Genomic DNA, 13,139 nt, shown 5'->3' with positions numbered 1-13,139 from the left:
ATGGGCAAGACGAAAGTGGCGATCATCGGTTCGGGCAATATCGGCACCGACCTGATGATCAAGGTGATGCGCCTGTCCAAGGCGCTTGAGGTGGGCGTGATGGTCGGGATCGATCCGGGCTCCGACGGTCTCGCCCGCGCCGCGCGGATGGGCGTGGCGACCACGCACGAGGGGATCGACGGCCTGCTCCGTATGCCCGAGTGGAACGACATCGAAATCGTGTTCGACGCCACCAGCGCCGGCGCGCACAAGCGCAACAGCGAACTGGTTCTGGCGGCGGGCAAGCGGATGGTCGACCTGACCCCGGCAGCGATCGGGCCCTATGTCATACCCCCGGTCAACGGCGACAAGTGCCTTGATGCGAAGAACGTCAACATGGTCACCTGCGGCGGCCAGGCGACGATCCCGATCGTGGCGGCGGTCAACCGGGTGGCCAAGGTCCACTATGGCGAAATCGTTGCCTCGATTGCCTCGAAGAGTGCCGGACCTGGCACCCGCGCCAATATCGACGAGTTCACCGAAACTACCAGCCAGGCGATCATGGACGTGGGCGGGGCAACCTGCGGCAAGGCGATCATCGTGCTCAACCCGGCGGAACCGCCGCTGATCATGCGCGATACGGTCTATTGTCTGTGCGACGACGCCGACCAGGAAGCGATCCGCCAGTCGGTGCACGACATGGTGGCCGAAGTGCAAGGCTATGTTCCCGGCTACCGGCTCAAGCAGGCGGTGCAGTTCGAGCACATCGGCTCCAACCGCCCTTTGCGCATTCCCGAAATGGACGGCGAATTCACCGGGCTCAAGGTCACCGTATTCCTCGAGGTGGAAGGTGCGGCGCACTACCTGCCCGCCTATGCCGGCAATCTCGACATCATGACTTCGGCCGCGATGAAAACCGCGGAGAAGATCGCCGCCCGTATGCATGAAGGAGCCATGGCATGAGCTTCGATCCAGCCACCGACAAGCTCTACATCCAGGACGTCACTTTGCGTGACGGGATGCACGCCGTGCGCCACCAGTACGGGCTCGATCATGTCCGGGCCATCGCCCGCGCGCTCGACCGGGCCGGGGTCGATGCGATCGAAGTCGCGCACGGAGACGGTCTGTCCGGCTCCAGCTTCAACTACGGATTCGGCGCTCACACCGATTGGGACTGGATCGGAGCCGTGGCCGAAGTGCTCGAACGTTCGGTGCTGACCACGCTCCTGCTGCCGGGGATCGGCACGGTGCACGATCTCAAGCACGCCTATGAACTGGGTGTCCGCTCGGTCCGGATCGCGACCCACTGCACCGAGGCAGACGTATCGAAGCAGCACATCGAGGCTGCGCGCAATCTCGGCATGGATGTTTCGGGCTTCCTGATGATGAGCCACATGAGCGAGCCCGATGCGCTCGCGCAGCAGGCCCTCCTGATGGAAAGCTATGGCGCGCAATGCGTCTATGTCACCGACAGCGGCGGGGCCATGACCATGGACCAGTATGCCGCGCGCCTTTCCGCCTATGACCGGGTTCTGAAGCCCGAGACGCAGCGCGGGGTCCATGCGCATCACAACCTCAGCCTCGGCGTCGCCAACTCTGTCGTCGCGGTGCAGGGCGGGGCGATCCGGGTCGACGCCAGCCTCGCCGGGATGGGTGCAGGTGCGGGCAACGCCCCGCTCGAGGTGTTCATCGCCGCTGCTGATCGGATGGGCTGGAACCACGGCTGCGACCTGTTCGCGCTGATGGACGCGGCCGAGGAACTGGTCCGCCCGCTGCAGGACCGCCCGGTCCAGGTCGACCGCGAAACGCTCACGCTGGGCTATGCCGGCGTCTACTCCAGCTTCCTGCGCCATGCCGAGAAGGCCAGCGCCGAATACGGCATCGACACCCGCTCGATCCTGGTCGAACTGGGCCGCCGCAAGATGGTCGGCGGGCAGGAAGACATGATCGTGGATGTGGCGCTCGATATGGTCGAGGCCCGCCGCTGATATCCGGTGCGCCCTGACGGGCTGCGGACTGCCTGACAGCCTCTGCGGCTAACTTCGCGGGCGGCGTCTGTCGCTCCGATCTGAGTTGGCTCTGGAAAAAACAGTACCACGCTCTGCGACAACGCAGGCGGGGCTGTAAACACTTGCCGCCCGATGCGCTCGCCCCGGCGAGACAGACCGGGGTGTGGCCGGGAGGCCGCGATTGGACGCCCTTGCCCACCCTTCTTGCCGGAACCCGGATGGCAGGCTGGACAAATCGCTTCGCGCCCTCTTCAAAGACATCGGCCGCGCGGCGCCATGGGGAAACCGGCAAAAGGACCCTGGGGGCGAGCGGCCTTGATGGCGAGCAAGGTCCACGATTGCCGACGTTCGGAGACCAGTCACGGGACGAAAGTGAAATTCGGGCGCATGTGTGAATGAGTGATCCAGTATTGCAGCCCTCACCGGCAAGTTCGTCGGATGATCTGCTTCAATGGTTTTTTGACAATCCCGAGCAGGCACTGACGACCGTTCAGGACAATCCGTCCGCGCTCGAAGCTGCGCTGATTTTGCAGTCAGGCCAGGTGCAACTGGTTGAAGGGGCAATCCTGAACACAACAGCATTTGCGGTTGCGCTGCTGGATAGTACCGGCCGCGTGATCGAGCGGACCCCCCTGTTCACCGAGATCGGATTGATCGACAGCCTCGATTTTGCCCCTTCGGAGAAGGCGCTGGAACGCGATGGGGTGGTATTCCGGAAAATGGCCACCGATGCGGGAGCCACGCTTGTCGCCTATGCGCGGCCTGAGGCGCTGGACGGCTGGGCCTTTCCCAAGGAATGGCTGGAAAAGATGGGCCCCGGCAGTTTGCTGGCCATTCTGCCGCACTTCCGCTCAAGCCAGTCGCTCGAACACGCCTGCCTTGCGCTCGGCCTGACATTGGCGGAGACCCGCATCGCGGTTGCGGCCATGAAACTCGGTGACATCCAGGCTGCTGCCGCAACGATCGGCATTTCCTATCAGAGGGCGCGGGCGCTTGTTTCGGGCGCCCTCAAACGCACGGCATCCAGCAACATGGCCGAACTGGCCCGGAAGATCGCCGATATCTCGATCGGCCTGACCCCGCAGTCAGCCTCGCATGAGGCTCTGCTGATGGACATCTGGGGCCTTTCAGGACGACAGATCGCCTTGTCCAGCCTGATTGCGGACGGTTTGACGAGGGATCAGGCTGCACGGGCCCTGCGCATTTCGCCTGCCGTGGCAAAGAAGGAAATGAGCACGGTCTTCGAGACTTTTGGAATCAGGAATGCGCTGGGTCTGTCGATCATGTTGCGCCAGCACGTCCTGGTCAGTTTGCTGGCCCGGTTTTCTGCGGATATCAAGGAATTGACTGACCTGCATTCCGAGCCGCTCCGCTTCGCCTATCGCGGTGACGGATCGAGAATTGCCTATTCCGACCATGGCCCCCCCTGCGGCCAGCCGGTGTTCTATTTCCACTCCAGCATGACGAGCCGTCCGGTGCCCAAGGCAATCCTGCGCGAGCTCAAAGCGATCGGGTGCCGGGTGATTGCAATCGACCGGCCCGGCTTCGGACTGACCGACCCCGCGCCCCACAGCCAGTTCGAAGCGGCTGCGCTGGATTTTCAGATCGTGCGGGAAAAGCTGGGTATCTCCAGACCGCTTGCTGTCGCCCGCGGGGCCGCGCAAGCGGTGCTGGCCATTGCCCGTCTCGATCCCCTGGCGCTGGGCGGTGCTGTGCTGATCAATCCGGACCCCAGATCTCCGTCTTCCAAGGCGCGGTGGGGCCCTTTGGGTGCTGCGAAGGAGATGTTCTTTCGCAATCCGCAGATCATCGCCCCGGTGGCCCGGCTGCTGGCCTCTCGCCTGACCTCTGACAGGCTTGCTGACTGGCTGGCGAAGTCCCTCAAGGGCAGCCCTGCCGACGAAAAAGCCCTTACCAATCCGGAAGTCGTGAGCGATTACTGGAGAGCGACCCGCAGCCTCTCGACCGGCAGGGTGACCGGCTACATCGCGGAACAGGCTGCGCTGGCAAAGGGAGCCGACGACCCGATCCGGCAGATCACCTGGCCATGGGACATCATCATTGGCGAACAGGACACCCTTCACCGGGCGGAAGATGTCGAACGCTACTGGCAGGACGTGCTCCCGGCAGCATCGGTCACACGATTGGCAGATGCCGGAAGGATGCTCGCCTTCACCCATCCGCAGGTCATCGCCCAGACGATCCGGAAATTGCGCACTTCCTAGGCCGCATCACTACAGATGGGGATATGCGCCTGCATGGGTGCCGGGTAACTGCCGGGCGAGACATGAATGCAGCGTTCCGCCCGCAGATCGCCGCCTTTCGCGGCGAACGCGCGCCGTACGCCTGAACAGGATCCGGCAGCCCTGACTGCCACCGAGGCGACCCGTGGGGGGAAGGGGCTTGCTCCTTCTCTTCGAACTTCAAGGCCTCCGTCCGAAATTCGGGCGGAGGCCATTTTTCTTGTCGGCACCTGCCCGCGTCAGCGCGCCTCAGGCGTGATCGAGCTTGTCCAGCTTCTCACCCAGCGCCAGCCATTCGGCTTCGGCCAGTTGCAGCTTTCCGCTCGCCCGTTCGCGTGCGGCAACCAGCTCTTCCATCGACTTGCCACCTGCTGCGGCTGAGCTGCCATGATCGATCAATGCCTGATCGAGCGCGGCGACCTCCGCCTCCAGCTTCGCCATGGCCTTTTCGGCCTTGGCCTGTTCGGAGCGGACGAAGCGTGCCTGGGCCCGATCCTTTGACGGGTTGGCCGCTCTGGGCGCACTGGGCTGGGCAGGTTTCGGGTCTTTTTTCGGCTGGTTGCGGCCCAGCACGAAGTCGATGTAGTCGGTAATGCTGCCAGCATATTCCCGCGCGGTTCCCTCATCGACCAGCACCAGCCGGTCGGCTGTCAGCTCCACCATATGTCGGTCATGGCTGATCAGGATAACTGCGCCCGAATAGCCATTGAGCGCCTGGATCAGCGCTTCGCGTGCATCGACATCAAGGTGGTTGGTCGGCTCGTCCAGGATGAGCAGATGGGGCGCATCGCGGGTGATCAGCGCCAGCGCCAGCCGCGCCCGCTCCCCGCCCGACAGCTTCTCCACTTTTGTTTCGGCGCGCGAGCCGGAAAACCCGAACCGGCCGAGCTGCCCGCGGATCGCGCCCGTCGACTTGCCATCCATCGCCCGCGCCATCAGCGCCAGCGGCGTGTCATCGCCTGCCAGTTCCTCGACCTGGTACTGGGTGAAGTAGCCGACCTTCAGCTTGCCCGGCGCATTCATCCCGCCATCTGCCGGGGCGAGCTGCGCCGCCAGCAGGCGCGCCAGCGTGGTCTTGCCGTTGCCGTTACGGCCGAGCAATGCAATCCGGTCGTCGGCATCGATCCGCAGGTTGAGGCGCTGGAGCACGGGCGGCCCGTCTCCATAGCCGACCGCCGCCTTGTCCAGCGTGATCATGGGGGAGCGCAGTTCGCCCGGATCGGGGAAATCGAAGCTGAGCGAGGGGTCTTCCATCAGGGCCGCGATCGGCTGCATTTTCGCGAGCATCTTGGCGCGCGACTGGGCCTGCTTGGCGGTGGAGGCGCGGGCGCTGTTGCGTGCGACATAGTCCTGCAAGCGGGCCCGCTGTGCATCCTGCGAGGCCTTGGCCGCTGCCAGTTGCGCGGCACGCTCTGCCCGCTGCTTCTCGAACGCATCATAGCCGCCCGGATAGAGCGTGAGCTGGCCGCCCTGGAGGTGGAGGATATGGTCCACCACCTTGTTGAGCAGATCGCGTTCGTGGCTGATTACCAGCAGCGTGGCCGGATAGCTCTTGAGGAAGTTTTCCAGCCACAGCGTGGCTTCCAGGTCGAGGTGGTTCGAAGGCTCGTCCAGCAGCAGGATATCAGGTTCGGAAAACAGCAGCGCACCCAGCGCCACGCGCATCTTCCAGCCGCCGGAGAAGCTGTCGATCGGGCGGCGCTGCATCTCTTCATCGAAGCCCAGCCCGCTGAGGATCTTCGCGGCCCGCGCCGGCGCGCTGTAGGCGTCGATGGCGAGCAGTCGCTCATGCACTTCGCCCAGCCGGTCGGGATCGGTGCAGGTATCGGCTTCTGCCAGCAATCGTGCGCGCTCGACGTCGGCAGCAAGCACCACCTCTTCAGGCGTGATCGACCCGCTCGGGGCCTGCTGCGCGATATAGCCGATCCGGGCCCTGGCGGGCTTGGAAATTTCGCCGTCATCGGGCTCGATCTCGCCGATCACGGCTTTCATGAGGGTCGACTTCCCGGCGCCATTGCGGCCGATCAGCCCCACCCGCGCGCCATGTGGTACGGTGGCGCTGGCGCGTTCGAGGATGGTCCGGCCGCCGAGCCGGACGGTGAGACCGTCAATGGTGAGCATGGGCGGCCCTTAACAGCGAGTCATGGCCTGCCCAACCAAAATTCCGACTGCAAATTCGCCAAGGGCGGTGGCGCTTGGGGTCAGACCACCCGGATATCGAAGGCGAACCACGCTTCCGCACTGTAATCGTAGAGCTGCGCCTGTTCCTCGGTTACGGTGACGACGAAGTGGCCGGACGATTGCCGATCATAGCCGGTGGCCCTGTTTCCGGAAATTTCGAGTGAAACGAAGGCCTTGTCTCCTGCGTCGTAGAGTTCGGGCAGGGTGCCGCCGAAGCGCACGCCGCGATCCCCGTCCTGAAGCTGGAGGCGCTGGCCGCGGGCCTCGGCGGCGATCTGGAGATCCTGTTGCCGCGCGTGGTCGAACACACCGGAAACTATCTTGCCGATGACGAAGGCATGGGCGGCGGCGGCAACTATGGCGCGGGTATGGGGCTGCATCCTGCCATCAGACAACGTTGACCCCCTCAATGCAAGTCATCGCAGGGGCAGCCCCGCGCGGCCTTGCGTTGACCTGACCACGCACAGACCTATGTTGACAGGCAATGCCAGCCAAACCGACCAGACCCGCGCCGCCGCCGCTCTCCGCGCTGCTGGCGCAAGGACCCTTGGCCCTTTTCGTCGATTTTGACGGAACCCTGGTCGAGATCGCGCCATCGCCGGATGCCATCGTTGTGCCGGGTTCGCTGGCGCGGCGCCTTGTGGCGCTTGCAGCCACATTGGATGGACGCCTCGCTCTCGTGTCGGGCAGGGGCATTGACGATATCGAACGGCATTGCGGCGCGCTGGCCGTTGCCCTGGCAGGCTCCCACGGCGCGGCTCTCAGAACCGCGGATGGCAAGGGCTGCGGCACCGGCCCTGCACCCATTCCGGCCCAAGTTGTTGCCGAAGTAGAAGCTTTCGCCTTGCGCGAAGCCGTCGGGTTCGAGCACAAGCCGCATGGCGCCGCGCTGCACTCACGCGCCGCGCCGCACAGGGAGGCTGATTGCCTTTCCTTCATGACTGGCCTGGCAGAGAGACATGGCCTGACCGCCAAACCCGGCAAGAGGGTGGTCGAACTGGTCCATCCGGGCGCAGACAAGGGCACGGCAGTGGAACTGTTCATGGCCGAAGAGCCTTTCAACGGCGCGATGCCGGTCTTCATCGGTGACGATGTGACGGACGAAGACGGCTTTGCCGCCTGCACCCGCCTTGGCGGCTTCGGAATTGCCGTGGGGGAGCGGTCCAGTGACCACGCAGCGTTTTTTCTCTCCGGCCCCCAAGCGGTCCATTCCTGGTTGAGGTTGTAAGAATGCCCGCTTCCCCCGTACCGGCTTCAGCATCGTCCGAGCAGCCCACCCTCCAGCTCTGGCCGATCGGCAATTGCCAGGTGTCCGGCCTGATCGACGAGTTGGCGGGGCTGGTGTGGGGCTGCATCCCGCGGGTCGATGGCGATCCGGTGTTCTGTTCGCTGCTGAATGGCGAGAACCGGGCAGAGGGCGTCTGGCGGTTCGAGCTGGTCGGCCAGGTTTCAACCACCCAACACTATGTCCGCAACACCCCGATCCTGGTCACCCGGCTGGAGGCGGAGGATGGGAGCGCGGTCGAGATCACCGACTTCTGCCCCCGGTTCGAACGTTCGGGCCGGATGTACCGGCCAGTGGCCTTCGTCCGCGTGGTGCGCCCGGTGGCCGGTACACCCCGGATGACCATCACGCTCAGGCCCAGGCACGATTACGGGGCGAATGCGGCACAGACCACCAATGGCACCAATCACATCCGCTATCTGGTGGGCGATCAGGCCATGCGCCTGTCGACCGACGCGCCGGTCGGCTACGTTCTGGAAGGCCGTGCCTACCGGGTGGAAAGCGACCAGCACTTCTTCCTGGGCCCGGACGAGGCGTTCAGCGGGAACGTCCGTGCCGAGCTGCGCGAGATGGAGGACCTGACCCGCAAGTACTGGCAGCTCTGGGTGCGCGGCCTCGCCACTCCGCTTGAATGGCAGGACGAGGTGATCCGCTGCGCCATTACCCTCAAGCTGTGCCAGCACGAGGAAACAGGGGCGATCGTGGCCGCATTGACCACCTCGATTCCCGAAGCACCTGGCAGCCAGCGCAATTGGGATTACCGGTACTGCTGGATCCGCGATTCCTATTACACCGTGCAGGCCCTCAACCGGCTTGGCGCGCTGGACGTGCTCGAGAAGTATCTGGCTTACCTCCGTAACATTGTCGACAACGCCAACGGGGGAGACATCCAGCCCCTCTATTCCGTGATGGGCGAAGGCGAACTGGATGAAGACTTTGCCCCCGATCTGGCAGGCTATCGCGGGATGGGCCCGGTCCGGGTGGGCAACGCGGCATACCTGCAGGTGCAATATGATTGCTACGGCCAGATCGTGCTGCCCACGGTACAGGGCTTCTTCGACCGGCGCCTGCTCCGCATGGCGGACGAACACGACTTTGAAAGTCTGGAACAAGTCGGCGAGATGGCCTGGGCAAAGCACGACCAGCCCGACGCCGGACTGTGGGAATTCCGCACCCGTCAGGAAGTCCATACCTACTCTGCCGTGATGAGTTGGGCGGCCTGCGACCGGCTGGCCAACGCGGCGCAGCGGATGGGCCGGCCAGACCGCGCCACATTCTGGGCCGAGCGGGCAGACGCCATTCGGGCAAAGATCGAGGCCGAAGCCTGGGTCGATCACCCAGATGGCGGGCATTACGGGGCCAGCTTCGAAAGTGATTACCTGGATGCCAGCCTGCTGCAGATGGTCGAGCTGCGCTATCTTGCACCGGACGATCCCCGGTTTGTTTCCACCTTTGCGGCGGTCGAGAAGGCCCTGCGCCGGGGCGAACACATGCTGCGATACGCGCAGGAGGATGACTTCGGCGCACCCGAAACCGCCTTCAACATCTGCACGTTCTGGCTGATCGATGCGCTGGCACGGAGCGAGCGCGTCGATGAAGCGCGCGAACTGTTCGAAACCATGCTTGGCCATACCACCCGTTCCGGCCTGCTGTCCGAAGACATGGACTTCGAAACCGGCGAGCTGTGGGGAAACTTCCCCCAGACCTATTCGTTGGTTGGCGTGATCAACTGCGCCGGGCTGTTGTCAAAAAGCTGGAATACAATTCGATGACCAAAACATGAGCCGTCTCTTCGTCGTATCCAATCGCGTCGCCATGCCCACAGCCCGCGGCGTTGCCGGTGCCCAGGGCGGGCTGGCAGGGGCGCTGAATGCGGCGCTGAAGAAAACTGGCGGCGTCTGGTTCGGCTGGTCAGGCCAGGAGGCGGAAACACCCTCGGTTGAACCGAAGGTGGCCGACTACGACGGGGTGACGATGGCCACCATCGACCTCGCCCGGCAGGATATTGATGAATACTACAACGGCTATGCCAACTCGACGCTCTGGCCGCTGTTCCATTACCGGCTCGACCTGACCGAGTACGAGCGTGACACGGCCATGGGGTACGAGCGGGTCAATGAGCTGTTCGCTGACAGCCTCACCCCGCTGGTTCAGCCTGATGACCTGATCTGGGTCCACGATTATCACCTGATCCCGCTGGGTGACGGCCTGCGGCGACGCGGGGTCAAGAACCGGATCGGGTTCTTCCTGCACATTCCCTGGCCGCCCACCCGCCTGTTCGTGTCCTTGCCCTATCACGAGCGGCTGGTGCGCACCCTGCTCGCCTATGACGTGATCGGGTTCCAGTGTGACGAGTGGCTGGAGAGTTTCCTCCATTACTGCCGCAAGGAACTGGGCGCGCAGGTGGACGATGCCACCGGGCGGATCGATATCGACGGCCGCACGGTCATCGCCCGGGCCTATCCGATCGGCATCGATTACGCGCATTTCATGGCCCAGGGCGACTCTGGCGAGGCCCGCCAGACGGCGCAGCGCGTCCTGTCCAGCACGCGTTACCGCACGGCAATGATCGGAGTTGACCGGCTGGACTATTCCAAAGGCCTGCCTGAGCGGATGGACGGCATTGCGCGCTTCTTCGACCGGCATCCGGAACGGGTGGACGATCTGGTTTTCATCCAGATCGCACCGCCCAGCCGGGAGGACATCGGTTCCTACCAGAAGATCCGCGCCGAACTGGAACAGAAAGCCGGGCAGATCAACGGGGCACGCAGCCGGATCGATCTGGTGCCGGTTCGCTATGTCAACCAGGGGCATACCATGGCCGAGCTGTTCGGCTGCTACCGCGCCTCGAAGATCGGACTGGTCACGCCGCTGCGCGACGGGATGAACCTGGTGGCGAAGGAATATGTCGCCGCGCAGGATCCGGATGATCCCGGGGTGCTGATCCTGTCACGCTTTGCCGGCGCGGCACAGCAGTTGACCGATGCCCTGCTGGTGAACCCCTACAGCCCTGACGACATTGCCTCCATGATCAGGCTGGCGCTCGACATGCCGCTGGACGAGCGCAAAGCACGCTGGGAAAAGATGCACGCCTGCGTGCGTGACGAGAATGTCACCCGCTGGACCGAGCGGTTCACCAGCGACCTGTCGCAGGCGGGCAAATAGGGTTGTCCGGCAGGAACCGCCTGTCCGGGGGGAGCGGGTAACACGTGGCAATGGCGCAGCGCGTCTGTGTTCTGGGGGCGACCGGCACGATTGGCCGGGCTACGGTTGCGGCGCTCCTTCGCCGGGGGCACGAGGTTGTCTGCCTGGTCCGAACCCCACTCGACAATACTTCCGGTTTCGCGGGTGCAGAAGTTCGGTTGGTCGATGTGACTGATCGGCGGGCGTTAGCCGAGGATGGGTTTGCCGGGGGCCGGTTCGACGCGGTTATCTCCTGCCTTGCCTCCCGCACCGGCGTACCGCGCGATGCCTGGGCGATCGATCACGATGCCAATCTTGCGGCGCTTGAGGCGGCAAAACAGGCGTGTGTGAGGCACTTCGTCCTCCTCTCCGCCATCTGCGTGCAGAGGCCGTTGCTGGCCTTCCAGCACGCCAAGCTGGCGTTCGAGGCAGCGCTGGCGGGATCGGGCCTGCGCTATTCGATCGTGCGACCGACCGCCTTCTTCAAGTCGCTTTCCGGCCAGATCGAGCGGGTCCGGCAGGGCAGGGCGTTCCTGCTGTTCGGTGACGGCACGCTGACCGCCTGCAAACCCATCAGCGATCGCGACCTCGCCGATTATCTGGTGGACTGCCTGAGCGAAGAGGCGCGATGGAACCGGATCCTGCCGGTTGGCGGCCCGGGCGAGGCGATCACCCCGCGTCAGCAGGGCGAGGCGCTGTTCGCCATGCTGGGGCGCGAGCCGCAGTTCCGGTCAGTTCCGGTTGCCCTGCTGGGCGCAATTGCAAGCGCGCTCGGCATCGTGGGTCGCGTAATCCCGCCGCTGGCGGACAAGGCCGAACTGGCGAGGATCGGCCGCTACTACGCGACCGAGTCGATGCTGGTGCTGGACCCGGTGACGGGCCGCTATGACGCTGCTGTGACGCCATCCACCGGCAGCGACACGCTGTTCGACTACTACCGCGCCGTGCTTGACGGCACGGCCGTGCCCGAGCGGCGCGATCACGCAGTATTCTAGGGCTGGAGGGAGGCCTTCCAGTCCCGCCGGATCTTCTTTGCCAGGCTCCACTTGTGGACTTCGGTCGGCCCGTCATAGATGCGGAAGGCGCGCACTTCGCGGAACACCTGCTCGACGATCGTCTTGTCGGTCACGCCAAGGCCGCCCATCACCTGCACGCAGCGGTCGGCAATCCGCATCAGTGCTTCTGAGACCGCCACCTTGGCCATCGAGCTTTCGACCGTCCCGAGCGAGCCGGTGTCCAGCACGCCCGCGCACCAGTCGATCATCAGTTCGGCCTGCTTCAGGTCGATCATGTTTTCTGCCAGCATGAAGCCTACGCCTTCATGGTCGATCAGCGGCTTGCCGAAGGCCTCCCGGCGGTTTGCATAGTCGGTGGCGATCTCGTGTGCGCGGATGCACGAGCCGAGCCAGCGCATGCAGTGCGACAGGCGGGCAGGTGAAAGGCGGACTTGCGCGTAAGTGAACCCGGCGCCGGCATCGCCCAGCATCTGGTCAGCCGGAATGCGCATGTTGTCGATCGTCAGCGTGGCGTGGCCGCCGGGCATCGAGTTGTCGATCGTGTTGGGCACGTGGTCGATCCTGATGGCAGGGTCGGGCAGGTCGACCAGGAACATGCAGGCTCCTTCGTCCGATTTCGCCATTATGATCCCGACGCTGGCGCCCTGCGCGCCGGTGATGAAGGTCTTGCGGCCGTTCACCACCCAGTGGTTGCCATCAAGTCGGCAGGTCGATTTCATCATCGACGGATCGGACCCGGCGCCGCCTTCCTCGGCCGGCTCGGTCATGAAGAAGGCAGATCTGGCGCGCCCTTCGACCAGCGGTTTGAGGAAGCGTTCCTTCTGTTCCGGCGTGGCCTTGTGGCCCAGCAGGTACATGTTGCCTTCGTCCGGGGCCATGGTGTTGCAGGCAAGCGGGCCGAGCGGTGAGAGGCCGCTCCTGATCAGCACCACCGCCGTTTCGCGCTGCGTCAGGTGGCTGCCATCGGGCAGGATATGCGGCGTAAGTACCCCGGCGGCGCGGGCAAGCTCGCGCATTTCCATCACCAGTTCGTCGGTCGGTGCGCCGTGATGATCGCGGCGGGGGTCCCGTTCGTAGGGGATGACCGTTTCGCGAACGAACGCCTCGACCTTCTCGGCAATCGCGGTGGCACGTTCGGATATGCTCATGGGCGTGGTTCCTCTCTTGCATTCGCGTAAGCCAAAGGCTCAGGATGCGAAAGGTTCGGGACGCCCCCATTTGTGCGAGTTGCCACCGGAATGGC

At 64.4% G+C, this 13,139-nt stretch carries 10 protein-coding genes; 7 read left to right on the top strand and 3 right to left on the bottom strand.

Annotated elements, in window-relative coordinates; genetic code table 11:
- From U4960_RS12750 to U4960_RS12740, 3 genes are all read left to right on the top strand, one after another.
- The gene (locus U4960_RS12750) at positions 1 to 942 is read left to right on the top strand and encodes an acetaldehyde dehydrogenase (acetylating) (RefSeq protein ID WP_431193971.1); all 942 of its coding nucleotides are present in this window, start codon (positions 1 to 3) and stop codon (positions 940 to 942) included.
- Positions 939 to 1,967: a 4-hydroxy-2-oxovalerate aldolase gene (dmpG, locus tag U4960_RS12745; protein WP_324261007.1), complete on the top strand. Its 1,029-nt coding sequence runs from the start codon at positions 939 to 941 to the stop codon at positions 1,965 to 1,967. Before U4960_RS12750 ends, dmpG begins: the two co-directional genes overlap by 4 nt.
- Before the next feature lie 416 nt (positions 1,968 to 2,383).
- The gene (locus tag U4960_RS12740) at positions 2,384 to 4,213 is read left to right on the top strand and encodes an alpha/beta hydrolase (protein WP_324261006.1); all 1,830 of its coding nucleotides are present in this window, start codon (positions 2,384 to 2,386) and stop codon (positions 4,211 to 4,213) included.
- Positions 4,214 to 4,480: 267 nt separating this feature from the next.
- Here U4960_RS12740 and U4960_RS12735 read toward each other — a convergent pair whose 3' ends face one another.
- Positions 4,481 to 6,352: an ABC-F family ATP-binding cassette domain-containing protein gene (locus tag U4960_RS12735; protein WP_324261005.1), complete on the bottom strand. Its 1,872-nt coding sequence runs from the start codon at positions 6,350 to 6,352 to the stop codon at positions 4,481 to 4,483.
- Positions 6,353 to 6,432: 80 nt separating this feature from the next.
- On the bottom strand, positions 6,433 to 6,792 hold the full coding sequence (locus U4960_RS12730) for a hypothetical protein (RefSeq protein WP_324261004.1): 360 nt from the start codon (positions 6,790 to 6,792) through the stop codon (positions 6,433 to 6,435).
- Between the two features lie 104 nt (positions 6,793 to 6,896).
- Between U4960_RS12730 and otsB the strand changes: the two genes are divergently transcribed.
- The 4 genes from otsB to U4960_RS12710 are packed head-to-tail and all read left to right on the top strand — an operon-like array spanning position 6,897 to position 11,875.
- Positions 6,897 to 7,640: a trehalose-phosphatase gene (gene otsB, locus U4960_RS12725; protein WP_324261003.1), complete on the top strand. Its 744-nt coding sequence runs from the start codon at positions 6,897 to 6,899 to the stop codon at positions 7,638 to 7,640.
- 2 nt (positions 7,641 to 7,642) lie between these two features.
- The gene (locus tag U4960_RS12720; RefSeq protein WP_324261002.1) at positions 7,643 to 9,469 is read left to right on the top strand and encodes a glycoside hydrolase family 15 protein; all 1,827 of its coding nucleotides are present in this window, start codon (positions 7,643 to 7,645) and stop codon (positions 9,467 to 9,469) included.
- A 7-nt stretch (positions 9,470 to 9,476) separates the two neighbouring features.
- Positions 9,477 to 10,862, top strand: coding sequence for an alpha,alpha-trehalose-phosphate synthase (UDP-forming) (locus U4960_RS12715; RefSeq protein ID WP_324261001.1), 1,386 nt, complete (start codon positions 9,477 to 9,479; stop codon positions 10,860 to 10,862).
- 50 nt (positions 10,863 to 10,912) lie between these two features.
- Positions 10,913 to 11,875 (top strand): NAD(P)H-binding protein, encoded by a 963-nt coding sequence (locus tag U4960_RS12710; RefSeq protein ID WP_324263107.1) that lies wholly within the window; start codon positions 10,913 to 10,915, stop codon positions 11,873 to 11,875.
- On the opposite strand, the gene U4960_RS12705 is transcribed toward U4960_RS12710, so the two are convergent.
- Positions 11,872 to 13,044 carry an acyl-CoA dehydrogenase family protein gene (locus U4960_RS12705; protein WP_324261000.1) on the bottom strand — a complete coding sequence of 391 codons (1,173 nt, stop codon included), beginning with the start codon at positions 13,042 to 13,044 and terminating at the stop codon, positions 11,872 to 11,874. The two genes, U4960_RS12710 and U4960_RS12705, sit on opposite strands and share 4 nt — an antisense overlap.
- Between the last annotated feature and the right edge of the window lie 95 nt (positions 13,045 to 13,139).

The organism is Altererythrobacter sp. H2 (assembly GCF_035319885.1).
Classification (GTDB): Bacteria; Pseudomonadota; Alphaproteobacteria; order Sphingomonadales; family Sphingomonadaceae; genus 34-65-8.
This window is presented reverse-complemented; position numbering and strand designations above follow the sequence as displayed.